This is a genomic window from Vibrio sp. MED222, assembly GCF_000153005.1.
Taxonomy (GTDB): domain Bacteria; phylum Pseudomonadota; class Gammaproteobacteria; order Enterobacterales; family Vibrionaceae; genus Vibrio; species Vibrio tasmaniensis_A.
Genome location: NZ_CH902614.1, coordinates 24,592 through 48,551, shown reverse-complemented (window position 1 = coordinate 48,551; position 23,960 = coordinate 24,592). Strand labels below are relative to the sequence as shown.

The 23,960-nt window shown below is 45.5% G+C and carries 23 protein-coding genes and 1 other RNA gene; 20 read left to right on the top strand and 4 right to left on the bottom strand.

The genetic code is table 11. The annotated features are described in order from the left end of the window. The 5 genes from petA to sspB all read left to right on the top strand — a co-directional run. The coding region (gene petA / locus MED222_RS00565; RefSeq protein ID WP_032555359.1) for a ubiquinol-cytochrome c reductase iron-sulfur subunit at positions 1 to 445 on the top strand (445 nt) is incomplete at its 5' end. Continuing rightward, positions 445 to 1,710, top strand: coding sequence for a cytochrome b (locus MED222_RS00570; protein ID WP_009848941.1), 1,266 nt, complete (start codon positions 445 to 447; stop codon positions 1,708 to 1,710). The genes petA and MED222_RS00570, both read left to right, overlap by 1 nt. After that, positions 1,707 to 2,444 carry a cytochrome c1 gene (locus MED222_RS00575; protein ID WP_009848942.1) on the top strand — a complete coding sequence of 246 codons (738 nt, stop codon included), beginning with the start codon at positions 1,707 to 1,709 and terminating at the stop codon, positions 2,442 to 2,444. Before MED222_RS00570 ends, MED222_RS00575 begins: the two co-directional genes overlap by 4 nt. Before the next feature lie 97 nt (positions 2,445 to 2,541). Further along, positions 2,542 to 3,177, top strand: coding sequence for a stringent starvation protein SspA (gene sspA / locus MED222_RS00580; protein ID WP_009848943.1), 636 nt, complete (start codon positions 2,542 to 2,544; stop codon positions 3,175 to 3,177). A 6-nt stretch (positions 3,178 to 3,183) separates the two neighbouring features. Next, the gene (sspB, locus tag MED222_RS00585) at positions 3,184 to 3,678 is read left to right on the top strand and encodes a ClpXP protease specificity-enhancing factor (RefSeq protein ID WP_012603204.1); all 495 of its coding nucleotides are present in this window, start codon (positions 3,184 to 3,186) and stop codon (positions 3,676 to 3,678) included. Between the two features lie 172 nt (positions 3,679 to 3,850). Here the strand turns inward: sspB and MED222_RS00590 are convergent, their stop codons facing one another. Genes MED222_RS00590 through MED222_RS00605 form a run of 4 tightly spaced genes read right to left on the bottom strand, consistent with a single transcriptional unit; the run spans position 3,851 to position 7,268 of the window. After that, a complete protein-coding gene (locus MED222_RS00590) occupies positions 3,851 to 4,456 on the bottom strand; it encodes a BON domain-containing protein (RefSeq protein WP_009848945.1) in 606 nt (201 codons plus the stop codon). A 16-nt stretch (positions 4,457 to 4,472) separates the two neighbouring features. Then, a complete protein-coding gene (locus MED222_RS00595; RefSeq protein WP_004729817.1) occupies positions 4,473 to 5,063 on the bottom strand; it encodes a phosphoheptose isomerase in 591 nt (196 codons plus the stop codon). 2 nt (positions 5,064 to 5,065) lie between these two features. Further along, complete coding sequence (locus MED222_RS00600) at positions 5,066 to 5,464, bottom strand: YraN family protein (RefSeq protein ID WP_009848946.1); 399 nt, start codon at positions 5,462 to 5,464, stop codon at positions 5,066 to 5,068. Then, on the bottom strand, positions 5,451 to 7,268 hold the full coding sequence (locus MED222_RS00605) for a penicillin-binding protein activator (protein WP_009848947.1): 1,818 nt from the start codon (positions 7,266 to 7,268) through the stop codon (positions 5,451 to 5,453). Before MED222_RS00605 ends, MED222_RS00600 begins: the two co-directional genes overlap by 14 nt. 61 nt (positions 7,269 to 7,329) lie before the next feature. On the opposite strand from MED222_RS00605, the gene rsmI reads away from it, so the two are divergent. The 15 genes from rsmI to MED222_RS00675 form a co-directional block, all read left to right on the top strand. Then, positions 7,330 to 8,196, top strand: a complete 867-nt coding sequence (rsmI, locus tag MED222_RS00610; RefSeq protein ID WP_009848948.1) for a 16S rRNA (cytidine(1402)-2'-O)-methyltransferase — start codon at positions 7,330 to 7,332, stop codon at positions 8,194 to 8,196. A gap of 195 nt (positions 8,197 to 8,391) precedes the next feature. Beyond that, positions 8,392 to 8,831: RNase P RNA component class A (rnpB, locus tag MED222_RS21695), an RNA gene on the top strand. A 228-nt stretch (positions 8,832 to 9,059) separates the two neighbouring features. Continuing rightward, positions 9,060 to 10,010, top strand: coding sequence for a 16S rRNA (cytosine(1402)-N(4))-methyltransferase RsmH (gene rsmH, locus MED222_RS00615; RefSeq protein ID WP_009848949.1), 951 nt, complete (start codon positions 9,060 to 9,062; stop codon positions 10,008 to 10,010). Between the two features lie 3 nt (positions 10,011 to 10,013). After that, on the top strand, positions 10,014 to 10,331 hold the full coding sequence (ftsL, locus tag MED222_RS00620; protein WP_009848950.1) for a cell division protein FtsL: 318 nt from the start codon (positions 10,014 to 10,016) through the stop codon (positions 10,329 to 10,331). Beyond that, on the top strand, positions 10,328 to 12,085 hold the full coding sequence (locus tag MED222_RS00625) for a penicillin-binding transpeptidase domain-containing protein (RefSeq protein ID WP_009848951.1): 1,758 nt from the start codon (positions 10,328 to 10,330) through the stop codon (positions 12,083 to 12,085). Before ftsL ends, MED222_RS00625 begins: the two co-directional genes overlap by 4 nt. A gap of 18 nt (positions 12,086 to 12,103) precedes the next feature. Next, positions 12,104 to 13,588, top strand: coding sequence for a UDP-N-acetylmuramoyl-L-alanyl-D-glutamate--2,6-diaminopimelate ligase (gene murE / locus MED222_RS00630; protein WP_009848952.1), 1,485 nt, complete (start codon positions 12,104 to 12,106; stop codon positions 13,586 to 13,588). Then, positions 13,588 to 14,961 carry a UDP-N-acetylmuramoyl-tripeptide--D-alanyl-D-alanine ligase gene (locus MED222_RS00635; protein ID WP_009848953.1) on the top strand — a complete coding sequence of 458 codons (1,374 nt, stop codon included), beginning with the start codon at positions 13,588 to 13,590 and terminating at the stop codon, positions 14,959 to 14,961. Before murE ends, MED222_RS00635 begins: the two co-directional genes overlap by 1 nt. Further along, entirely contained in the window at positions 14,958 to 16,040 is a 1,083-nt protein-coding gene (mraY, locus tag MED222_RS00640; protein WP_009848954.1) for a phospho-N-acetylmuramoyl-pentapeptide-transferase, read from the top strand. Before MED222_RS00635 ends, mraY begins: the two co-directional genes overlap by 4 nt. Positions 16,041 to 16,098: 58 nt before the next feature. Continuing rightward, entirely contained in the window at positions 16,099 to 17,415 is a 1,317-nt protein-coding gene (gene murD / locus MED222_RS00645) for a UDP-N-acetylmuramoyl-L-alanine--D-glutamate ligase (RefSeq protein WP_009848955.1), read from the top strand. Positions 17,416 to 17,437: 22 nt separating this feature from the next. Then, positions 17,438 to 18,634: a cell division protein FtsW gene (ftsW, locus tag MED222_RS00650; protein WP_009848956.1), complete on the top strand. Its 1,197-nt coding sequence runs from the start codon at positions 17,438 to 17,440 to the stop codon at positions 18,632 to 18,634. A gap of 12 nt (positions 18,635 to 18,646) precedes the next feature. After that, entirely contained in the window at positions 18,647 to 19,708 is a 1,062-nt protein-coding gene (gene murG, locus MED222_RS00655; RefSeq protein WP_009848957.1) for an undecaprenyldiphospho-muramoylpentapeptide beta-N-acetylglucosaminyltransferase, read from the top strand. A 13-nt stretch (positions 19,709 to 19,721) separates the two neighbouring features. After that, on the top strand, positions 19,722 to 21,182 hold the full coding sequence (murC, locus tag MED222_RS00660) for a UDP-N-acetylmuramate--L-alanine ligase (RefSeq protein ID WP_009848958.1): 1,461 nt from the start codon (positions 19,722 to 19,724) through the stop codon (positions 21,180 to 21,182). Between the two features lie 191 nt (positions 21,183 to 21,373). Then, entirely contained in the window at positions 21,374 to 22,153 is a 780-nt protein-coding gene (locus MED222_RS00665) for a cell division protein FtsQ/DivIB (protein ID WP_009848959.1), read from the top strand. Next, the gene (gene ftsA, locus MED222_RS00670; RefSeq protein ID WP_004729844.1) at positions 22,146 to 23,414 is read left to right on the top strand and encodes a cell division protein FtsA; all 1,269 of its coding nucleotides are present in this window, start codon (positions 22,146 to 22,148) and stop codon (positions 23,412 to 23,414) included. Before MED222_RS00665 ends, ftsA begins: the two co-directional genes overlap by 8 nt. 31 nt (positions 23,415 to 23,445) lie before the next feature. Then, the coding region (locus tag MED222_RS00675; RefSeq protein ID WP_009848960.1) for a cell division protein FtsZ at positions 23,446 to 23,960 on the top strand (515 nt) is incomplete at its 3' end.

The window sequence follows — 23,960 nt, the reverse complement described above, 5'->3', positions numbered from 1 at the left end:
GGTGGAAGTGGAAGTCAGTAAGTTAGAGCCGGGACAAATGGTTCGTGTCGAGTGGCAAGGTAAGCCTGTATGGGTTGTACGCCGTGCTGAATCGGTGCTAGAGAATCTAAAAGCGATCGGTGGTCAACTTCGTGACCCTCAATCTGAAGCTGAACAACAACCAGAATACGCGCAGAACGAGTTTCGTTCAATTAAGCCGGAATTCTTCGTTGCTGTTGGTTTCTGTACGCACTTAGGTTGTTCTCCAACTTACCTGCCAGATTCTTTTGCAGAACAAGTTCAGGGTGTTAAGTCTGGTTTCTTCTGTCCTTGCCATGGTTCAAAGTTTGATATGGCAGGTCGAGTATTCCAAGGCGTACCTGCTCCATTGAATCTTGTTGTACCAAAGCATATGTATTTGAGTGACACTAAGATCATGATCGGTGTGGACGAGGGAGACGCGTAATGCAAGGATTGCTTGATTGGGTAGAGAAACGTCTACCCGCGATGAATGCTTACAAGAAGCATTTATCTGAATACCCAATGCCTAAGAACTTTAACTTTTGGTACCTTTTTGGTTCTTTAGCAATGTTAGTACTGGTTAACCAAATCCTTACGGGTATTTGGCTGACAATGAACTATGTACCGTCTGGTGAGGGTGCATTTGCTTCTGTTGAATACATCATGCGTGATGTGGAATACGGTTGGCTACTGCGTTACATGCACTCAACAGGTGCATCGGCATTCTTCGTTGTGATCTACCTGCATATGTTCCGTGGTCTAATCTACGGTTCTTACCAAAAGCCTCGTGAGTTACTTTGGATCTTCGGTATGTTGATCTTCTTAGTGCTTATGGCTGAGGCTTTCATGGGCTACCTACTACCATGGGGTCAAATGTCTTACTGGGGTGCTCAGGTAATCATTTCTCTGTTTGGTGCGATCCCTGTTATAGGTGATGACCTAACGCTTTGGATCCGTGGTGACTACATCATCTCTGGTGCAACGCTGAACCGTTTCTTCGCACTGCACGTTATTGCTCTGCCAATTGTACTTCTGCTGCTTATCGTACTTCACGTACTGGCGCTGCACGAAGTGGGTTCGAACAACCCAGACGGTATCGAAACTAAGCTTCCTAAAGGCACAATGGGCGACGACTACAAAACTCAGTTCCCATTCCACAAGGATTACACTAAGAAATACGACATCATTGACTCTATTCCTTTCCACCCATACGGGACGGTAAAAGATATGGTTGGTGTTGCTGGTTTCCTATTCTTGTTCTGTTACGTGCTGTTCTTTAACCCAGAAATGGGTGGGTACTTCCTTGAGCCGCCTAACTTTGAAGCTGCAAATCCGCTGAAAACACCTGAGCATATTGCTCCAGTTTGGTACTTCACGCCGTTCTACGCTGTACTTCGTGCTGTTCCAGATAAGCTGTTAGGTGTAGTTGCAATGGGCGCTTCAATTGTTGTGCTATTCCTACTGCCATGGTTCGACCGTTGTAAAGTGCGTTCTTACCGTTACCGTAGCAAACTGCATTTGATTAACATCATCCAATTCACAATAAGCTTTATTGCGCTTGGTGTACTTGGTGCGCTTCCAGCAACGCCTACATACACGCTATTAGCTCAAATCTTTAGCTTAGGTTACTTCATGTTCTTCGTTCTGCTGTGGTTCTACAGTAAAAATGAAGCGACGAAACCATTACCAGAAAGGGTGACATTCAAATGAAAAAGTGGATTGTAATTTTATTTGCTATGTTGCCGTCACTAGCGATGGCAGCGGGTGCAGGCGTACCATTAGACAAAGCAAACAATGATTTAACAGACAAAGCTTCATTGCAAAATGGCGCTAAGATGTTCATGAACTACTGTTTCGCTTGTCACTCAACGCAGTACCAACGTTATGAACGTGTTGCGAATGATTTGGAGATTCCTTTAGACCTAATGAAGGAAAACCTGATCTTCGATCCTGAAGTGAAAATTGGTAGCTTGATGGTTAACGCTATGCCTTCTGAGCAAGCTGCTAGTTGGTTTGGTGCTCCACCACCAGATCTAACATTGGTTGCTCGTGTTCGTGGCGCAGATTGGCTATACACGTACCTTCGTACTTTCTATGAAGATCCGTCTCGTCCATTTGGTGTGAACAACCTGGTTTTCCCAAGTGTTGGTATGCCGCATGTTCTTGAAGAGCTACAAGGTATCCCAACGCCAATCTACGATACTCACATGGTCGATGGTGAGGAAGTTAAGGTTGTTGTTGGCACTGAAACGGATGGTTCTGGCGAATTAAGTGCTGGTGAGTATGACGAAGCAGTTCGTGACCTTGTTAACTTTTTGGTTTACTCGGGCGACCCTGTTCAACTTGAGCGTCATGCTATGGGTTGGTGGGTAATGGCCTTCTTAGTAATCTTCACTATCATCGTGATTTTGCTGAAGAAAGAGTATTGGCGTGATGTGCACTAATTGTGCTATAATACCGTGCTAATTCCCAAATTATGTTAATGTTCAATGGAGGCTTTAGGCCTCCATTGTATTTATTTAAAGTGTACTGGAGGGCTCCATGGCTGTAGCTGCCAATAAACGTTCTGTAATGACTCTTTTCTCAAGTGCTTCTGATATGTATAGCCATCAGGTGCGCATTGTTCTTGCTGAAAAAGGCGTAAGTGTTGAAGTTGAGTTGGTTGATGAAAAAAATCTACCAGCAGAGCTTGTTGAACTGAACCCGTACAAATCAGTACCTACTCTTGTTGATCGTGAGCTTGCTCTATATGACTCTAAGATCATCATGGAATACCTAGATGAGCGTTTCCCTCATCCACCATTGATGCCTGTATACCCGGTTGCTCGTGGTAACAGTCGTCTAATGATGTACCGAATTGAGCGTAACTGGTATTCAGTTGCAGAGAAGATCGTTAAAGGCAACGCTGAAGAATCTGAAGCAGCTCGCGTGAAATTACGCAACGACCTACTAACTCTTGCTCCTATCTTCGCTGAGTATGAATACTTCATGAGTGAAGAGTTTAGCCTAATTGATTGTTACCTAGCTCCGCTACTATGGCGTTTACCTGAGCTTGGTATCGAACTGATTGGTCCTGGTTCTAAAGAACTTAAGATTTACATGAACCGCGTATTCGAACGTGATTCATTCCTAGCTTCTCTAACAGAAGCTGAGCGTGAGATGCGACTCGTTCGCTAAGCGTTTATGGATATTTCAAATATGACTCCACGCCGACCATACATGCTTCGTGCATTTTATGAATGGCTGGTTGATAACGAACTGACTCCACACTTGGTTGTTGAAGCAACATTGCCGGGTGTGAGAGTTCCAGACGAGTTTGTTCAAGATGGTCAGATCATTCTGAACATCGCGCCTCGTGCGGTTGGACAACTTGAACTGGGTAACGAAGCTGTGACGTTTAGTGCTCGCTTTAGTGGTCGTCCACACTCTGTGATCGTTCCGCTATACGCAGTACAGGCTATTTATGCTCGTGAGAATGGTGCTGGTACCATGTTTGAACCTGAAGAGGCTTACATGGAAGCGTTTGAAGAAGGAATTGAAGAAAGTCCTTTTGAAGAACCAGAAAAAGGCCCATCTTTGAGTGTTGCAACAGCAGACGTAGATGCTGAAGAGTCTGACTCAGAACCTGAGCCATCTCGTCCAGCGAAAGGTCGCCCAAGTCTTCGTGTTATCAAATAGCGTTATTTTTTAAATAACTCCAAATACAAAAAAAGCAGCGATTTATCGCTGCTTTTTCTTTTTGTGCTTACTGACTTTTATTAATCTGATTCATTTCGTTAGGCTTTACCAACCAACCAACCAACCAACAAGCAGCTAAGCAACTAAGTTAGCTAAGTAAATTCAGAGGGCGTTAGTTTACCAAATTGTCATCTTCACCATATTCAAACGCTCGAATCACCTGCTTCACACCAGAGATATTACGCGCAACTTCTGTCGCGATATCAGCGTGTTCCCGAGAAACTAATCCAAGCAGAAATACTTCTGAATCTTCAGTAATGACTTTGACTTTGATACCGTTAAGCTCAGACTTGGCAAGTAGGGCAGACTTCACTTTAGTGGTAATCCAACTGTCTTTGCTGATAGCACTAACAGACAGTGGCTCTTTCACTCGGATCTGGTTGTGTATACTTTCAACTCCCGTTACTGCTTTAGCTTGGCTTTCAAAAGCACGACGTTCAGCATCTGTCGTTGCTTGCCCCATCAGAACTACTGAACCACGGTAAGAGCTTGCTGTGATACTGACATTGCCGCGAAATGGCGGTTTATTGGTCATAGCTGCAACTTCAAATTCGATATTGTTGTCGCTCCAAATCTCTTTGGTGGTTCGTGTATCTGTGACTAGATTTGCAGTAGTTGCTGCACCAGCAATGAAAAGACCAGCACAACCAGATAACGACAGTGTAAGTAGCGAAACACTAATCAGCTTAAGCAGCTTCATAGAAGTTAATGATTTCATCGTGATGCTCCGTATATCACTCTTCGTGAGCTGGGAAGAGTACTTGATCGATTAGGTCACATAAGCAGTGTAGTGTCACCATGTGTACTTCGTGGATACGTGCTGTACGGTGTGAGGGAATACGAATTTCTACATCGTGCTCACCAAGCAGGCCAGCCATTTCACCACCATCTTTACCAGTAAAGGCGATGATTGTCATATCACGTGTTACCGCAGCTTCCATTGCTTTGATGATATTTTTACTGTTACCACTAGTAGATATAGCCAGTAAAATATCGCCAGTTTGACCAAACGCGCGCACTTGCTTAGAGAAGATCTCTTCGTAGTGGTAGTCGTTTGCCACCGCCGTTAGTGTGGTGTTATCAGCAGTGAGAGCCATTGCTGGAAGGCTAGGACGCTCGGTTTCAAAGCGATTAAGTAGGCAAGAGACAAATTGCTGAGCATTCGATGCCGAACCACCGTTACCACAACAAAGAATCTTGTTTCCGTTAAGCAGGGTTGCAACCATTGCTTGAGCGGCATGCGTGATTGCGTCTGGCAGAGCTTCTGCCGCCGCAATTTGGATTTGAATACTTTCTGTAAAACTTTCTTTGATGCTGTCTAGCATGTTTATCCTTGGGTAATCGCGTTTTGAATCCAGTCGATAGTGTCATTCGGCCCTTCGATGGCAATGATATCAAACCTGTAATCTGTAGAGTGTACCGACAAGCCTTGCTGCATAAGCCAAACATTGGCTGTTTTGAGTAGCTTTTGTGACTTTTTGGCTGTCACCATTTCAGCGGCATGTCCGTAGCGTGTTTGCTTGCGGTATTTTACCTCAGTAAACACAACCGTATTGTTATGGCGCATTATAAGATCAATTTCGCCACACTTTGCTATGAAGTTTTCTTCAATTAACGATAAACCGTGGCGAACTAAATAATTCTTTGCCACGGTCTCGTATTTATCACCCACTTGTTTGTGGGTGATTGTTGGCTTGGATAGGAACTTACGGCTAAAAAGCCCCATGCTCTGCCCAGCTGATTTCACGTTGAACCACACAGTTGTTGTCGATGGTTAATACGCCGGTTTCACCTGTAATACTGTAATCTTGTACGGCTTTCATCTGTGGTAGTGCATCCATTAGATAGTATGCATCCATTCCTAGAGCTTGTAGACGCTTTTGGCTGTTCGAGTGTGAAGGCCATAGGTCATTAAGCGCTTTGTTAAGCTCGTTTTTGTTCTCGACTAATAGCGGGATATCGCTGTAGAAGACACCCGTTAGGTCTTCATATTGCTTGTCACCGCTGTTGCTGCGTGAGTTTGAAAACAGTGCAGGTTGGCTAGCATCAGGGTTAATTGCAACTTCAATGAAGGGTTTGATGAGTGTTAGCTCTGAGTTCTTAGCGACAATGTAGACAGAATCGATATCACGACGACTGCGTGGCTCTGTTTCTAGGTCTAGGTTAAGTAGTCCATCCATTTGAGCGATACGTTGTTGGCTCTCTTGTAAACCGAAAATCTGATTCACATTACGCTGCAGTTGGCGTTTGTCAGAGAAGAAGCTGATTGCAACGTCGTTGTTGCTGTATTTCTGCCACTCTTCGTTAAATGCTTGCTTAACGCGGTCACCTAAGCGTCCTTTGGGTGCAAGAATTAGTGGGTACTTATAGCCTTGTGCAAAAAGGTGTTTCGCAGCCTGAGCGACTTCTTGTTCTGGCGATAAAGCGAGATAACAAATATTAGTATCTGGTTCTAGCTGAGTTGGAATATTAAGAGCTAATGCTGGAATCGAGTTTTCGTGGTTTTTCTGCGCTTGTTGAAGCTTGGTGATATTGCTCTTAATCAGAGGGCCAACGATGAAATCAACGTTATTCTCTTCCAGTTTCGCTTTAATTTCAGCGGCACTTTGTACGTTGGTATCCATTACCGTCAGAGTTGCATCTTCTTCACGCTCTTTGTCATTCATCATCGCAAAGATGAAACCATCACGCACAAGTTGTGCTTGCTTACCGTACTTACCTGTTAGCGGCAGCAGCAGCGCAGTGCTGGTTGGTTTGCTGATCTCTAGTGCCAAGATGTCGGTGATCGCTTGAGGTGTGTAAGTAGCCGCAGGGTGCTGAGGATTCTCGGCTAACCAATCAGCCAGGGTTTCCTGTAGGTTTGGAAGGTTCGAATTCAGCGTCTTCATGTAGATAGCCAGTTGCAACCAACCTGAAAGCACATCTTCTGTCGGCGATGTTTTCAGTTCTAGAATCTCGTATTGAGAGTAGCTATTCAGGTTCTGCCAAATACGGTCGGCCGTTCGCTGTTGGCTTTCGTCGCTAGCGTCCAGATATTCAGAATAAAGGACTAACTCACGGCTCGCTTCGAAATACTCATTCTGTATTTCAGAAATGTTGGCGCGTAACTCGTGATAATCTTTCCATTGCTCGTTCGGAAGCGTCCACCAAGGCTGAAAGTTCAGTTGGCTGTACGCTTGCTGTGGTTGCGAGTTATTCACCAGCAGTTGAGCGCGAGCTAGTTGCCATTCTGCTTGTTGAACTTCACTCAGCTCTTGTTTGGCTAAGCGTTTGATCAGCAGAGTCGCTTGATCGGTTTTTCCAGCTTGCACAGAAGCCTTAAGCGCCATGATTAACCAGTCGTTTTGTAGACTTCCTTTGCTACTATCCGCCTGCATCATGTAACTTTCAGTTGATTGCGCTGGATCTAGTGTAATATCAACACGCGTTGGTGCTTGAGGACCTGAAGAACAAGCCGCCAATGTAATTGCTAATGCAATTGGAGTGAGTAAGCGTGGTACACTGAGTCTCTTATGGTTCATCGTTGCCATGAGTTCTTTAAATTCCGTATAAATTTGTATCTATATTAATCGTTGAAGTGATGGTAAACAAATGACAGATAACAAAACCTTGCTCACAGAGAGCCCAACTCTCTATATTGTGCCAACCCCAATCGGAAATTTGGGAGATATCACTCAAAGAGCAATTGAAATTTTATCAAGTGTCGATGTTATTGCAGCCGAAGACACACGCCACACGGGTAAGCTGCTTGCTCACTTCAATATATCAACCAGAACGTTCGCTTTACATGATCATAATGAACAAACTAAAGCACAAGTTCTAGTCGAAAGGTTATTAGAAGGTCAGTCTATCGCATTAGTCTCTGATGCGGGTACTCCTTTAATCAGTGATCCAGGTTACCATCTTGTCTCACAATGTCGTCAAGCGGGTGTGAGAGTTGTGCCACTTCCTGGTGCTTGTGCTGTGATTACCGCACTAAGTGCGTCTGGTTTGCCGTCTGATCGTTTCAGCTTTGAAGGTTTCTTACCGCCAAAGAGCAAAGGTCGTAAAGACAAGTTCTTAGAGATCGCAAAAGCAGAACGCACGTGTATCTTCTACGAATCTCCGCACCGTATTACTGATTCTCTACAAGACATGCTAGAGATCTTAGGCCCAGATCGTGAGGTTGTGTTGGCGCGTGAGCTAACCAAAACCTTCGAAACCATCCAAGGTCTGCCACTTGGTGAACTTATTGAGTGGATTGAAGAAGACGCAAACCGTAAACGCGGTGAGATGGTATTGTTAATTCACGGTCACCGTGAAGAAGCGAGCACAGAGTTGCCAGACGAAGCGACTCGCACGCTGGGTATTCTAACCAAAGAACTGCCCCTTAAAAAAGCAGCGGCGATGACGGCAGAAATCTACAACCTGAAAAAGAACGCTTTATACAAATGGGGCCTAGAGCATCTAGACAACTAGATACCTCTTTATAGACTAGGTACCTATTTATAGAGTAGCTAACCTGTATTGACAAGCTTATGAGGAGTGATGGTAATACCGTCGCTCCTTTTTTTGTGCTTGGATTGTGTGAAATTCGTTCACTTGCTTAATGGTTTGCAGCATATTTGTGATCTCGCTAGACACTGCACACTAATCTCTATACAATCCGCCCTCGGAGTTGAACGGGTAATCGCTGCTTTGCTGATGTCCTTCGGGAGACTGACGTTGAGGTCCTTCGGGAAACTGACGTTGAAGTCCTTCGGGAGACTGGTAGAGGGGAGGAACGTCCGGGCTCCATAGAGCAGGGTGCCAGATAACGTCTGGGGGGCGCGAGCCCACGACAAGTGCAGCAGAGAGAAGACCGCCGATGGCCTCATTTCTTCGGAAGAGGCACAGGTAAGGCTGAAAGGGTGCGGTAAGAGCGCACCGTGCGACTGGCAACAGTTCGTAGCAAGGTAAACTCCACCCGGAGCAAGATCAAATAGGCCCTCGCATTGCGCTGCTCGCGTATGGGGGCGGGTAGATTGCTTGAGCCTGTGAGCGATTGCAGGCCTAGACGAATGGTTACCGCCGCGCAAGCGGAACAGAACCCGGCGTATGTGTCAACTCCACCTATATAAAGAACCCATCATTACTTAACGGTAGTGATGGGTTTTTTGCTTTATATTGACGTTAATTATTTAGATTTCCTTAGAATCCATCATCTTGATATGAGCTTGGGTCAAAAATTCCCAAAGCCTATACACAATATGGTGGAGATACGGCGCGAAATCAGTAAACTAAAACGTTAATAGAACATATTATTGCCGAACTAATGGCTCAATCCATTCACTGAGAAGACTATGACAGAAGCATTCAAACATATTTCAGTATTGCTTAACGAATCTATTGACGGACTTGCGATCAAACCTGACGGTACCTATATCGATGGTACTTTTGGCCGTGGTGGTCACAGCCGTACAATCCTGTCTAAACTGGGCGAGAATGGAAGACTCTTTAGTATCGACCGCGATCCACAAGCGATTGCCGAAGCACAAAAGATTGATGACCCTCGTTTTACGATTATTCACGGCCCGTTCTCAGGTATGGCTGAATATGCAGAGCGTTATGACTTAGTCGGTCAAGTGGATGGCGTATTGCTGGATTTAGGTGTCTCTTCACCACAGCTGGATGATGCTGAACGTGGCTTTAGCTTTATGAAAGATGGCCCGCTTGATATGCGTATGGACCCAACAACGGGGATTCCTGTTTCTCAGTGGTTAGTTGAAGCGGATCTTGATGACATCACATGGGTTATTCGTGAGTTCGGTGAAGACAAACACGCTCGTCGTATCGCGAAAGGCATCATTGCTTATCAAGAGAATGAAGAGAACGAACCGCTAACGCGCACTGGCCAGTTGGCTAAGCTTATCTCTGATGTCGCTCCAAAAAGCTTCAAAGAGAAAAAACACCCAGCAACACGTGCTTTCCAAGCATTCCGTATCTACATTAACAGTGAACTAGAAGAGATCGATACAGCACTGAAAGGCGCGGCAAGCATTCTAGCTCCTCAAGGTCGTATCTCTGTTATCAGTTTCCACTCGCTTGAAGACCGTATGGTTAAGCGCTTTATCCGTAAAGAGAGCCAAGGACCGCAAGTACCACATGGCTTGCCACTAACTGAAGAGCAGATCAAAGCGCTAGGCAGTGCCGATCTGAAACCAATTGGTAAAGCAATTAAGCCTTCTAAAGATGAAGTGGATGAGAATACTCGTTCGCGTAGTTCAGTACTACGAATCGCAGAAAAGCTATAGTCAATGAAGACCTCCAAACCCAACTTAGCCAAGATAATCTTTTTTGATTTGATCTCCGTGGGCAAAGTCCCATTGGGGCTTCTTATCTGCATCTTTGCGAGTGCGATGGGGGTCGTTCTTACGACACATGTATCACGTCAGGCGATTACGCAAAAAGACATGGCATTGGTGGAGCGGGAACAACTTGATGATGAGTGGCGAAATTTAATGCTTGAAGAGACGGCGCTAGCAGAACACAGCCGCGTTCAAGCATCGGCAAAAAGAGAGCTAGACATGAAACGTCCAGACTCCGACAAAGAAGTTGTGATCACACTGAAATGACCGGTAAAAAGGAAAAAACACCCGCAAAAACCGTTAATGAATCAACGAAAGAGCGAGTGAAGAGCGAAAAGGATTCGGATCCAATTCTTATTAAATGGCGTTTCAACGTTGTTATTGCTTTCGTGTTTCTAGCCTTTGCTGCACTCGTTGGCCGTGTGGCTTACATCCAAATCATTGAACCCGATAACTTAATTCGTCAGGGCGATCTTCGCTCAGTGCGTGTTAAGGCTATTCCTTCTGCTCGCGGTATTATCTCTGACCGCAATGGCGAGCCGCTTGCTGTGAGTGTTCCCGTTGAGGCTGTATGGGCCGACCCAAAAACGATTTTCGATAAAAATGGTATGGCCCAGATTGATCGTTGGTATGCGTTAGCCGATGTACTTGGCCTACAGCGACAATCGATGATCGATAAGATCTCTAGCAATAAATCCCGTCGATTTATTTATCTACAAAGACAAGTTAGCCCTGCGATGGCTAAGTATATCCGTGAACTTAAGCTGGTGGGTGTGGGCCTAAAAGCGGAATCTCGACGTTACTACCCTGCTGGTGAAGTCAGTGCACACCTTATCGGTGTGACCGGAATTGATGGACACGGCCTGGAAGGGGTTGAACGCAGTTACGATAAATGGCTTACGGGCGAAGCAGGCAAGCGAACGATTCGTAAAGACCGCTACGGACGCGTTGTCGAAAACATTGCGTTAGAAGAACGCGAAGAAGGCAAACCACTAGAACTCACCATCGATCAACGATTGCAGGCGATAGCCTATCGAGCGATTAAGCAAGCGGTGGCCGATCATAAAGCGACCTCAGGCTCTGCAGTATTACTCGATGTGAAAACGGGCGCTGTGTTAGCCATGGTCAATGCACCGTCTTACAACCCGAACAACCGCTCTGATTTACAAAGCTTTAAAATGCGAAACCGCGTGCTGACCGATGCTATGGAGCCCGGCTCAACAGTGAAACCTTTTGTGGTGCTCGCCGCATTAGAAAATGGTACAGCTGATGCGAAATCTATTATTGATACGGGTAATGGCATCATGCAAATTGGAGGTAGCCGAGTACGTGATACCTCTAAAGTGGGCAAGGCTGATTTAGCCTTGATCCTTAAAAAATCAAGTAACATCGGCGTTGCGAAATTAGCGCTTGATATGCCGCTTGAAGCGTTACTTGGTATGTACAGTTCGGTTGGTTTAGGCGAAATGTCTGGGCTAAATCTCGTGGGTGAAACGAGTGGTATTTTTCCTAACCGTCGCCGTTGGTCCAAGTTCGAAATCGCGACGCTATCCTTTGGTTATGGCTTATCTGTGACCCCGCTTCAGTTGGCTCATGCTTACGCAACGTTAGCCAACAAAGGCATGTATGAACCGATTCATATCATTAAAAGCAACGACCAAGACTTCTCAAAGCAGATCATCAAACGTGAAAATGCAGAGATGGTATTGCAAATGTTAGAAGGCGTGACTCAAAAGGGCGGAACTGCAACCAGAGCCGCTGTTCCGGGTTATCGAGTTGCGGCAAAAACGGGTACATCTCGTAAAGCCGCTGCGGGTGGCTATAGTGATGAGTATATTGCTATAACGTCGGGTTTTGCTCCAGTCAGCGATCCAAGAGTAGCTCTGGTTGTCGTAGTCAATGAGCCGCAAGGTGACCTTTACTATGGTGGTTCAGTTGCTGCCCCCGTTTTTTCTGAAATCATGAAGGGTGCACTGCAAATACTCAATGTCCCTGCTGATGAAAACAAGTTTCAAGAATAGAGCCAATCAGGATTCAATATGAGTAATAGCCTCACGCTGTCATCTTTACTTTCTCCTTGGGGGGACTTTAGTTCACTTGAGCTAGATGCGATTGCTGTTGAGCAATTGGAGTTGGATAGCCGTGCAATCAAGGAAGGCGATATTTTTGTTGCCATTGTTGGACATGCCATTGATGGTCGTCGCTTTATCGACAAAGCCGTCGCTCAAGGTGCGAAAGCTGTCGTTGCACAAGCGAGTGATGACAAAGCTCATGGTTTGGTTGAGTGGTTAAATGCTGTTCCTGTTGTTTATGTATCTGAGCTAAATTCAATTCTCTCTGAACTGGCTGGCCGAGTTTATTCTTCTCAAGCGACTAAGTTGATTGGTGTGACCGGCACCAATGGCAAAACCACCATCACCCAATTGATTGCTCAGTGGCTTGATTTGGTCGGCCAGCGTTCGGCGGTAATGGGCACCACGGGTAATGGCTTCTTAGATAACCTAAAAACAGCGGCTAATACCACAGGCAGCGCGATTGAAATACAACGCACACTGAGCGAGTTGGCTGAGGAAAGTGCAGTTTATACCGCGATGGAAATCTCTTCTCATGGTTTGGTTCAAGGCCGAGTAAAAGCGTTGAATTTTGAGGTTGGTGTGTTCACTAACCTGAGTCGTGATCACCTTGATTACCACGGCACGATGGAAGAGTACGCACTGGCTAAAAAAAGACTGTTTACTCAACACAAATGCAAACATGCAGTGATCAATGTGGATGATGAAGTCGGCAAAGCGTGGATGGCAGATTTGTCCAATGCAATAGCTGTTTCATTGCTTCCGTTGTCTGATTACCAACAGTCGGTGTGGGCATCTGATGTCGCCTATGCAGAAACTGGGATTAAGCTCTCTTTCGATGGTAGCTGGGGGCAAGGTGATCTTTCGGTTCCATTGATTGGTCAGTTCAACGCATCAAACGTACTGGTTGCTTTCGCGACTTTGCTTTCATTGGGCATCGACAAGCAAACCTTGGTCGACACCGCGTCTCAGCTTCAACCTGTTATTGGTCGTATGGAACTGTTTCAAGTTCCGAGCAAAGCAAAAGTCGTTGTCGATTACGCGCACACGCCAGATGCTCTAGAAAAAGCATTGGCAGCATTGCGTGTACACTGCTCTGGAAAGTTGTGGGCTATCTTCGGTTGTGGTGGCGATCGCGACACAGGTAAGCGCCCAATGATGGCGGTAACGGCAGAGCAGTTCGCCGACAAAATTATTATTTCAGATGACAACCCTCGCAGCGAAGATCCTGCACTGATTGTTAAAGACATGCTAGCTGGCTTAAGCGAACCAGAATCTGCATTCGTCGAGCACGATCGCTATCAAGCGGTTAAGTTTGCCCTAGAACAGGCAGGCAGTAATGACATTATTCTTTTGGCTGGTAAAGGCCATGAGGATTACCAAGTATTGAAAGACGAAACGATCCATTACTCAGATCGAGAGTCCGCGCTACAACTTTTAGGTATTTCATAATGATTGATGTATCACTCGAGCAGATTTGTTCAGCGATGAGCGGTCAGCTGATTGAGGCTGGCAAGTCGAGCAATAGTGTTATTAATGCGGTTTCTACTGACACTCGAACCGTTGAAGAGGGTGCACTGTTTGTTGCTCTTGTTGGCGAGCGTTTTGATGCGCATGACTTTTGTCATCAAGCGGTAGAAGCTAATGCGAGCGCGTTGTTAGTCGAACGAAAACTTGACCTAAATATTACTCAGGTGGTTGTTGAAGACACTAAACTTGCTTTAGGTCAGCTAAGTGCTTGGATCCACAAACAGTGTGACGTGCCAACCATGGCGATTACAGGAAGTTGTGGTAAAACGACGGTTAAAGAGATGGTGGCAAGCATTCTGCAGCAACGTGGCAAGGTGTTGTTTACCGCAGGTAACTTCAATAATGATATTGGAGTGCCATTAACCTTGCTGCGCAGTGAAGCAAATGACGACTATGCCGTGATAGAACTGGGCGCGAACCACATTGGTGAAATTGCCTATACTACGCAGCTTGTGAAACCACAGGTGGCGTTAGTTAATAACGTAGCTGCAGCGCACTTAGAAGGCTTTGGGTCTATCAATGGTGTGAAACAAGCGAAAGGTGAAATCTTTCAGGGGCTTGCTGCCGGTGATACTGCTATTGTTAATCTAGAGAGCAACGGTGGTGACTTTTGGAATGACGTGCTTGCAGATAAAAGCGTGCTAACATTTTCAGAAAGCGACAGCAAGGCGGATTATTTTGCCAAGAATATTCGCATCAATGAGCAAGGTGAAGCGTGCTTTGATATGCAGACACCTCAAGGGTCCATATTTGTTGAGCTTGGTATCATCGGTCAACATAACGTAGCGAATGCATTAGCAGCTGCAGCGTTGAGTATCCAATTTGGAGCCTCGCTTGATGAGGTGAAAAATGGTTTAGCGAATCTGATCTCTGTCAAAGGGCGAGTTGAGGTTCAACAATTAAGTCAGAATATCAAACTCATAGATGACAGTTACAACGCCAGCGTGCCAGCAATGAAGGCGGCAGCGAAGCTACTCTCGAGCTTCAAAGGTCAACGTTGGTTAATTTTAGGTAATATGGCTGAATTAGGCGATGAAAGCCTTGCACTTCACCGTCAAGTCGGTGAATATGCTGCCCCATTCGCTTTTGAGCATGTACTTACTTACGGTGATGATACCAAGGTGATTAGTGAGGTCTGTAATGGTACCCACTTTACAACGCATCAAGCGATGATCGCGCACATAGAGCAGCACCTAAGCTTGCCAGAAAGCGTGTCACATACCTTATTGGTAAAAGGCGCGAATAGTGCAGGAATGAGTAAAATAGCCGCTGCTTTAAAGGAGAACTTTTCATGATAATTTGGCTTGCAGAGCTACTACAGCCACACTTTTCTTTTTTCCGTTTGTTCGAATACTTATCGTTTCGTGCAATCGCGAGTATTTTGACGGCGTTATGTCTGTCACTGTGGATGGGACCTCGTTTAATTGAGCGTCTGCAAATGCTACAAATTGGCCAAGTTGTTCGTAATGACGGCCCTGAATCTCATTTCAGCAAACGTGGCACGCCAACCATGGGCGGTGTGATGATCCTTGCTGCGATCATTATTACGGTATTGATGTGGGCTGATCTCTCGAATCCTTATGTTTGGGCTGTATTAGTTGTACTTGCTGGTTATGGCGCGGTTGGCTTTGTTGATGACTACCGTAAAGTCGTTCGTAAGAACACCGATGGTTTGATCGCTCGCTGGAAGTACTTCTGGCAATCAGCAATTGCGTTAGTCGTGGCGTTTGCTCTGTATGCTCACGGGCACGATACTGCAGCAACTCAATTGGTTGTTCCTTTCTTTAAAGATGTGATGCCACAACTTGGTTTACTGTATATCGTACTAACTTACTTTGTTATTGTGGGAACCAGTAACGCGGTAAACCTAACAGACGGCCTAGACGGCTTGGCCATTATGCCAACGGTTATGGTTGCGGCTGGTTTTGCTGTAATTGCTTGGGCGACCGGTAACGTTAACTTTGCGTCATACTTACACATTCCATACATCCCATACACCTCCGAGCTGGTTGTGGTATGTACTGCTATCGTAGGTGCTGGACTTGGTTTTCTATGGTTCAACACTTATCCTGCACAAGTATTCATGGGCGATGTTGGCTCGCTAGCGCTTGGTGGTGCTCTGGGTGTGATCGCTGTGTTAGTTCGCCAAGAGTTGGTATTGGTTATCATGGGCGGTGTGTTTGTAATGGAGACCTTGTCAGTGATACTGCAAGTTGGCTCTTACAAATTGCGCGGTCAGCGTATTTTCCGCATGGCACCAATTCACCACCACTATGAACTGAAAGGTTGGCCGGAGCCACGTGTCATCGTGCGTTTTTGGATCATTTCAATGGTATTAGTACTGGTTGGCTTAGCAACGCTGAAAGTTCGTTAATCCTATCTGAGCCTCTTAATGAGAGGCTCTTTAAAACTATTAAGAGCATCTTGTTTAAATGGAACATTGGCAAAATATTCAAAATGTAGTGGTTGTGGGGCTCGGTATTACCGGGCTCTCTGTCGTTAAACATCTCGTAAAATATCAACCTCATACGCATGTGAAGGTAATTGATACGCGAGAGCTACCACCAGGAAAAGAATCTTTGCCTGAATCGGTAGAGCTGCATTCTGGAAGTTGGAATAGCCAATGGTTAGCGGAAGCTGATTTAGTGGTTGCTAACCCAGGTATCGCCTTAGCGACCCCAGAAATACAAGATGTTATTCAAGCGGGTATTCCGGTTGTTGGCGATATTGAACTTTTTGGTTGGGCGGTAGACAAACCCGTCGTGGCAATAACAGGCTCCAATGGCAAGAGTACGGTGACCGATCTAACGGGTGTGCTTGCTAAAGCTGCTGGTCTTAACGTTGGCGTTGGTGGCAACATCGGTATTCCTGCCTTGGATCTTCTTGAGCTTGATGCCGATTTATATGTCCTTGAGCTTTCAAGCTTTCAGCTAGAGACAACGTTCAGTCTAAACCTTGCAGCAGCGGCCTTTTTGAACCTGTCAGAAGATCATATGGATCGCTATCAAGGCATGGCCGATTACCGTGACGCTAAATTGAGAATTTTTAATAACGCTCAGTGTGCGATCGTAAACCGCGAAGACAAAGAGACTTATCCTGATCAAACGATGTCATTGGTGACATTTGGACTTGATGACCAAGAGTTTGGTGTAGCGACGATTGATGGTATCGAATGGCTAATAGACAACGGCAAGCCTGTACTTCCTAGCCAAGATTTAACATTGGTTGGACGTCATAATGTGGCGAATGCTTTAGTCTCTTTAGCACTGCTTAAGCAAGTCGGTATCGATTACAGCAAAAGTCTTGAAGCTTTGAAAGCCTACAATGGTTTGACGCATCGTTGCCAAGTAGTGGCTGACAAACGCGAAATTAAATGGGTTAACGACTCGAAAGCGACCAACGTAGCCAGTACATTAGCGGCTCTGTCGGGATTAGAATACCAAGGTACTTTGTATCTCTTAGTCGGAGGTGTGGGCAAAGGTGCTGACTTTAGCGAGCTTAACCCCGTGTTGGCGCAACTAGACCGCGTACAACTGTGTTGCTTCGGTGAAGATGCTGCGCAATTTATGCCATTACATCCATCGGCTAAGACGTTTGATTCCATGCGTGACATTATCGAGAGTATCTCTGCACAATTGGTGTCGGGTGACATGGTGATGTTGTCTCCTGCATGTGCAAGCTTCGATCAATTTAATAACTTCATGGCGAGAGGTGATGCGTTCACTGAACTTGCTCATGAGTATGCCTAACGTGTTGAAGGACTAACATTCAGTGCAAAGAGTGAAAGAGATTAATCAATCTATTTGGCAATGGCTTAACCGTGCCACACCAGAGGCGCTCTACGATCGTCAGTTGGTATGGATTGCTCTTGGACTGATGCTGACGGGCTTGGTAATGGTAACGTCGGCTTCGTTCCCAATCAGTGCTCGTTTAACCGATCAGCCGTTTCACTTCATGTTCCGCCACGCCATTTTCCTGGTGTTAGCGTTAGGTGTATCCAGCGTAATATTACAAATCCCGATGAAACGCTGGTTTCAATACAGTATGTACCTATTGGGCTTATCCTTCTTTTTGCTAGTGGTGGTGTTAGCCGTCGGTAAGTCGGTTAACGGTGCCTCACGTTGGATTCCTCTCGGGCTGTTTAACTTACAACCTGCTGAAGTCGCTAAGTTATCTCTGTTTATCTTTATGGCGGGCTATTTGGTTCGTAAACAGGATGAAGTGAGAAAAACCTTCTTCGGTGGTTTTGGTAAACCGATCATGGTGTTCGGTGCCTTTGCGGTGTTGCTACTTGGCCAGCCCGATTTGGGTACCGTTGTCGTAATGTTGGTTACATTGTTTGGCATGTTATTTATCGCAGGTGCTAAGCTGTCACAATTTATAGCCTTAATGGTGGCAGGTATTGCTGCCGTTGTGGGATTGATTGTTATTGAGCCTTATCGTGTTCGACGTGTTACGTCATTCTGGGAACCTTGGAGTGACCCGTTTGGTAGTGGTTATCAGCTAACTCAATCATTGATGGCGTTCGGTCGTGGTGATTGGATGGGACAAGGGCTTGGTAATTCAATTCAAAAACTCGAGTACCTACCTGAAGCACACACCGATTTTGTTTTTGCTGTACTGGCAGAAGAGTTGGGTTTTGTTGGCGTAACCTTAGTGTTGATGCTGATCTTTAGCTTGGTTTTTAAAGCTATTTTTATTGGCAAAAAAGCTTTCGAAAACGACCAAGTGTTCAGCGGTTATCTGGCGTTTGGCATTGGTATTTGGTTTGCTTTTCAGACGCTTGTTAATGTCGGTGCCGCTTCAGGTATTGTTCCGACCAAAGGTCTAACCTTACCGCTGATCAGTTACGGTGGTTCAAGCCTTATCGTGATGTCAGTTGCGGTTTCTATGCTGCTGCGTATCGATCATGAATGCCGAGTGCAACAAAAAGAACAAGCCGACAATCAAAACGAATTAGTAGAATAAGAATCTAACGTTATGAAACAGAACAAAAAACTTTTAGTGATGGCTGGTGGTACTGGCGGTCACGTTTTCCCTGGATTAGCGGTGGCGAAAAAGCTTCAGCAACAAGGTTGGGAAATTCGCTGGTTAGGAACTGCGGACCGAATGGAAGCGGAACTGGTGCCAAAGCATGGTATTGAGATCGACTTCATTAAGGTGAAAGGCCTGCGTGGTCAAGGCATTAGCAAGCTAATTAAAGCGCCGTTCCAGATTATTAATGCCATACTTCAAGCCAGACGACATATTAAAGCATGGCAACCTGATGTGGTGCTTGGCATGGGTGGTTACGTCAGTGGCCCGGGTGGTATCGCGGCTTGGTTATCTGGTATTCCAGTGGTTCTACATGAACAAAATGCAGTGGCAGGTTTAACCAACCAATGGCTGTCTAAGATTGCTAAAAAGGTTTTCCAAGCTTTTACTGGTGCGTTTCCTACCGTAGAAGTGGTGGGTAACCCGGTACGCGAAGATGTTGTTGCCTTAGCTGACCCCGAGCAACGCATGGCTGAGCGTGATGGTGACATCCGCATCTTGGTTATGGGCGGTAGCCAGGGCGCAAAAATCCTGAACGATACCTTGCCAGTAACGATGGCGCAGCTTGGTGAAGGCTTCACTGTGGTGCATCAAGCAGGTAAGAACAATCAACAGCAAGTGATTGAACAATACAAATCACATTCTGTAGATAATGTTCAAGTGACTGAATTTATTGATGATGTGGCGCAAGCTTATGAGTGGGCAGATCTATTAGTGTGTCGCTCTGGTGCATTAACCGTATCTGAAGTGTCTGCTGCTGGTGTAGGTTCTATTTTCGTTCCGTTTATGCACAAAGACAGACAACAAGCGTTGAATGCCGATCATTTAGTCGAATGTGGCGCGGCGTTAATGATTGAACAGCCTCAACTAACGGCTGATAAGCTCGCGAACACTATCGCGCAGCTTGATAGAAATGAATTAAAAATGATGGCAACAAAAGCTCGTCAAGCCGCCAAGCTTGATGCTGATGTGACTGTCGCTGAAGCGATCAAAGCTTTAGCAAAATAATGAGATTGAATTGATGACGATTGAACATACCCAAGACTTAGCGCAAATCCGTGCAATGGTGCCAGAGATGCGCCGTGTTAAATCTATCCACTTCATTGGTATTGGTGGTGCCGGAATGAGCGGGATTGCTGAAGTCTTGCTTAATGAAGGCTACCAGATCACAGGTTCTGATATTGCTCAAAACCCAGTGACAGAACGCTTAGTTAGCAAGGGGGCTACTGTTTACGTTGGTCACCAAGCGAGTAACGTTGCCGACGCAAGTGTGGTGGTGGTTTCAACCGCTATCAACGAAGAAAACCCAGAAATTATTGCAGCTCGTGAAGCGCGCACACCGATCGTTCGTCGTGCAGAAATGCTGGCTGAGCTGATGCGTTTTCGTCACGGTATTGCTGTGGCAGGTACGCACGGTAAAACAACCACGACTGCGCTAGTGACACAGATTTACTCGGAAGCAGACCTAGATCCAACCTTTGTAAACGGTGGTTTGGTGAAAAGTGCCGGCACTAACGCACGTTTAGGTTCAAGCCGTATTCTTATCGCTGAAGCCGATGAGAGTGATGCTTCATTCTTACATCTGCAACCAATGGTTAGTATCGTCACTAACATCGAAGCGGATCATATGGATACTTACGGCGGCGATTTTGAAACGCTGAAGCAGACGTTTATTGATTTCTTACATAACCTGCCATTCTACGGCCAGGCTGTGATGTGTGTTGATGATCCTGTAGTGCGTGAGCTTATACCTCAGGTTAGCCGCCAAGTGATTACTTACGGCTTCTCAGAAGATGCTGATATCCGTATTGAAAACTACGTACAAGAAGGTCAGCAAGGCAAATTCACGGTGGTACGTGAAGGTAAAGCTAACCTTGATATTACGCTAAACATTCCGGGTCGTCACAATGCATTGAATGCATCCGCTGCGATTGCTGTTGCAACAGAAGATGACATCAGCGATGAAGCGATTCTAAAAGCGATGGCGGGAACCGAAGGCACGGGTCGTCGTTTCGATCATCTAGGTGAGTACGAAACAGGTAAAGGCGTTGCAATGCTGGTTGATGATTACGGTCATCACCCAACCGAAGTGGACGTAACCATTCAAGCAGCACGAAGTGGTTGGACTGATAAGCGTCTTGTTATGATCTTCCAACCGCACCGTTACAGCCGTACTCGTGATCTATATGACGATTTTGCGAATGTTCTTGAGCAAGTTGATGTACTTATTCTATTAGATGTTTATTCTGCAGGTGAGAAACCAATTGCAGGGGCTGATGGGCGTTCATTAAGTCGAACTATTCGCGGGCGTGGTAAGATAGATCCAATTTTTGTTGCCGATATCAACGCACTGCCATCGGCTTTAGCCAACGTAATTCAAGGTGGTGACCTTGTTTTAACGCAGGGTGCGGGCGATGTTGGCCGAGTAGCGAAGCTGTTGGAATCATTGCAGTTAGACATTAATAAGATGCAGAACGCGTAACAGAATACTGTCTACAGACTGTGGTCAATCGCTCACTTCTTGCGATTGACCTAAAATTGACCAAAAATCTTATTATCAACGTTTGATAGTTTAATTTTGCTCAGTATAATTCATAGGTTAAAGTAAGTGCTTTTACCTCTATTACGAAGATAGGGAATAGAATTGCGAACCAACGACAGGGAATGCGGGCTTTGGTAGAAAGTACTTTTAGCGAAAACCGCCACCTATTCAGTTTACCGTCGCTCAAGAAACACGCCTTAGGCGGGTCTTTTTTTGTCATGGTATTGCTATTCATTGGATTTCTTTTCTATACCACACTGACTTGGATGTGGGACGATCAGCGATTGCCTCTCTCTAAAATAGTACTGCAAGGCGACTTAACTTATGTAACCGCTGGTGATGTTCAACATGCCTTTAGCGAGCTAGAGCATATTGGAACATTCATGTCTCAAGATATTGGCGTGTTGCAACACAGTTTAGAAGCGTTGCCTTGGGTTTCTGTTGTCTCGATTCGTAAGCAGTGGCCAGACACAATAAAAGTATTTTTGACTGAGTATCATGCGACAGCTATCTGGAATGGCAATATGCTGTTGAATGAAGATGGTCAGGTGTTTAATGGTGATATTGGCCTTTTGAAGGGTGATAGAGTTAAACTTTACGGTCCAGATGGCACTAGCCAACAAGTGATTGAAAAGTGGCGACAGATAACGCCTTTAATTAACAGCCTAGGGTTAACCGTTACCTCGCTCGTTCTCAATGAGCGTCGCGCCTGGCAAATCATTCTAGACAACGGTATTCGTTTAGAATTAGGTAAAGATTTTTTAGATGAGCGTGTTGAGCGCTTTATTTCGCTTTACAACGAATTAGGTAGTAAGGCGAATCAAGTGAGCTACATCGACCTCAGGTACGATACGGGAGCCGCTGTAGGCTGGTTTCCAGAGCAAGAGTTAGAAGAGAGTACAGATGACTAAGACCGCAGATGACAACATAATCGTTGGTCTTGATATAGGCACTGCGACCATATCAGCTCTAGTTGGTGAAATATTGCCTGATGGTCAAATCAATATCATTGGTTCTGGGCAAAGCCCATCCAGAGGTATGGATAAAGGTGGTGTAAACGACCTAGAGTCGGTAGTTAAGTCGGTTCAGCGAGCTATTGATCAAGCAGAGTTGATGGCGGAATGCCAAATCAGCAATGTATTTATCTCGCTATCGGGTAAACATATCGCAAGCCGAATTGAAAAAGGCATGGGCACTATCTCTGATGAAGAAGTGTCTCAAGACGATATGGATCGAGCGATCCATACCGCGAAATCAATTAAAATAGGTGATGAGCAGAGAATTCTGCACGTGATCCCACAAGAATTTACCATTGATTATCAAGAAGGGATTAAGAACCCACTTGGTTTATCTGGTGTTCGAATGGAAGTCAGTGTTCACCTAATTTCTTGCCATAGCGACATGGCGAGAAACATTATTAAAGCTGTTGAACGATGTGGTCTCACTGTAGAACAAATCGTGTTTTCAGGACTTGCCTCAAGTAATGCGGTAATTACTGACGACGAGAGAGAGCTTGGAGTCTGTGTTGTTGATATTGGTGCTGGTACGATGGATATTTCCATTTGGACTGGCGGCGCACTGCGACACACAGAAGTCTTTTCCTACGCAGGAAATGCAGTAACCAGTGATATTGCCTTCGCTTTTGGCACGCCAGTGAGCGATGCTGAAGAGATAAAAGTAAACCATGGTTGCGCTCTGAGTGAACTCGTAAGCAAGGATGATTCTGTTAACGTCCCTAGTGTAGGTGGCCGTCCATCGAGAAGTTTGCAAAGACAAACTTTGTCGGAAGTGATTGAACCACGTTACACTGAACTTATGGGGCTCGTTAACCAAACTATTGATACGGTTCAATTACAGCTACGAGATGAAGGTATTAAACACCACCTTGCAGCTGGCGTCGTTCTCACTGGTGGAGCGGCACAAATTGACGGATTGGTAGAGTGTGCGGAACGTGTTTTCCGCAATCAAGTTCGAGTTGGTAAGCCGTTAGAAGTTAGTGGTTTAACCGACTATGTTAAAGAGCCGTATCATTCTACGGCGGTTGGTTTACTTCATTACGCAAGAGATTGTCAGATCAGCGATGAAGGTGATTACAGCGAACCTAAGCGTTCAGCACCTTCTATGTCTGGTTTATTTGGTAAATTGCGTAATTGGATACAAAAAGAGTTTTAACCTGAGTTGCAGGAAAAAACGGAGATAACACATGTTTGAACCGATGATGGAAATGTCTGACGATGCAGTAATTAAAGTCGTTGGAGTTGGTGGCGGTGGCGGTAACGCTGTTGAGCACATGGTGCGTGAATCAATCGAAGGTGTAGAATTCATCAGTGTTAACACTGATGCACAAGCACTTCGTAAAACAAGCGTTAGCAGCGTGATCCAAATTGGTGGTGATATCACTAAAGGTTTGGGCGCTGGTGCAAACCCACAAGTAGGCCGTGATGCAGCTCTCGAAGATCGAGAAAGAATTAAAGAAGTTCTAACTGGCGCCGATATGGTATTTATCGCAGCTGGTATGGGCGGTGGTACGGGTACAGGTGCTGCTCCAGTTATTGCTGAAGTTGCGAAAGAGCTGGGTGTGCTAACGGTTGCTGTTGTAACTAAGCCATTTAGCTTCGAAGGCAAAAAACGTTTAGCGTTTGCTGAGCAAGGTATCGAAGAGCTTTCTAAGCATGTGGATTCTTTAATTACGATTCCAAATGAAAAGCTACTTAAGGT

Bases quoted from the DNA above. Each gene is read 5' to 3' on its own strand.
- sspA (WP_009848943.1), top strand. From the start codon at position 2,542: ATGGCTGTAGCTGCCAATAAACGTTCTGTAATGACTCTTTTCTCAAGT.
- murG (WP_009848957.1), top strand. From the start codon at position 18,647: ATGAAACAGAACAAAAAACTTTTAGTGATGGCTGGTGGTACTGGCGGT.
- murC (WP_009848958.1), top strand. From the start codon at position 19,722: ATGACGATTGAACATACCCAAGACTTAGCGCAAATCCGTGCAATGGTG.
- MED222_RS00575 (WP_009848942.1), top strand. From the start codon at position 1,707: ATGAAAAAGTGGATTGTAATTTTATTTGCTATGTTGCCGTCACTAGCG.
- rsmH (WP_009848949.1), top strand. From the start codon at position 9,060: ATGACAGAAGCATTCAAACATATTTCAGTATTGCTTAACGAATCTATT.
- murD (WP_009848955.1), top strand. From the start codon at position 16,099: ATGGAACATTGGCAAAATATTCAAAATGTAGTGGTTGTGGGGCTCGGT.
- MED222_RS00590 (WP_009848945.1), bottom strand. From the start codon at position 4,456: ATGAAATCATTAACTTCTATGAAGCTGCTTAAGCTGATTAGTGTTTCG.
- ftsA (WP_004729844.1), top strand. From the start codon at position 22,146: ATGACTAAGACCGCAGATGACAACATAATCGTTGGTCTTGATATAGGC.
- rsmI (WP_009848948.1), top strand. From the start codon at position 7,330: ATGACAGATAACAAAACCTTGCTCACAGAGAGCCCAACTCTCTATATT.
- MED222_RS00635 (WP_009848953.1), top strand. From the start codon at position 13,588: ATGATTGATGTATCACTCGAGCAGATTTGTTCAGCGATGAGCGGTCAG.
- MED222_RS00605 (WP_009848947.1), bottom strand. From the start codon at position 7,268: ATGGCAACGATGAACCATAAGAGACTCAGTGTACCACGCTTACTCACT.
- MED222_RS00625 (WP_009848951.1), top strand. From the start codon at position 10,328: ATGACCGGTAAAAAGGAAAAAACACCCGCAAAAACCGTTAATGAATCA.
- murE (WP_009848952.1), top strand. From the start codon at position 12,104: ATGAGTAATAGCCTCACGCTGTCATCTTTACTTTCTCCTTGGGGGGAC.
- sspB (WP_012603204.1), top strand. From the start codon at position 3,184: ATGGATATTTCAAATATGACTCCACGCCGACCATACATGCTTCGTGCA.
- mraY (WP_009848954.1), top strand. From the start codon at position 14,958: ATGATAATTTGGCTTGCAGAGCTACTACAGCCACACTTTTCTTTTTTC.
- MED222_RS00600 (WP_009848946.1), bottom strand. From the start codon at position 5,464: ATGGGGCTTTTTAGCCGTAAGTTCCTATCCAAGCCAACAATCACCCAC.
- MED222_RS00570 (WP_009848941.1), top strand. From the start codon at position 445: ATGCAAGGATTGCTTGATTGGGTAGAGAAACGTCTACCCGCGATGAAT.
- ftsL (WP_009848950.1), top strand. From the start codon at position 10,014: ATGAAGACCTCCAAACCCAACTTAGCCAAGATAATCTTTTTTGATTTG.
- MED222_RS00595 (WP_004729817.1), bottom strand. From the start codon at position 5,063: ATGCTAGACAGCATCAAAGAAAGTTTTACAGAAAGTATTCAAATCCAA.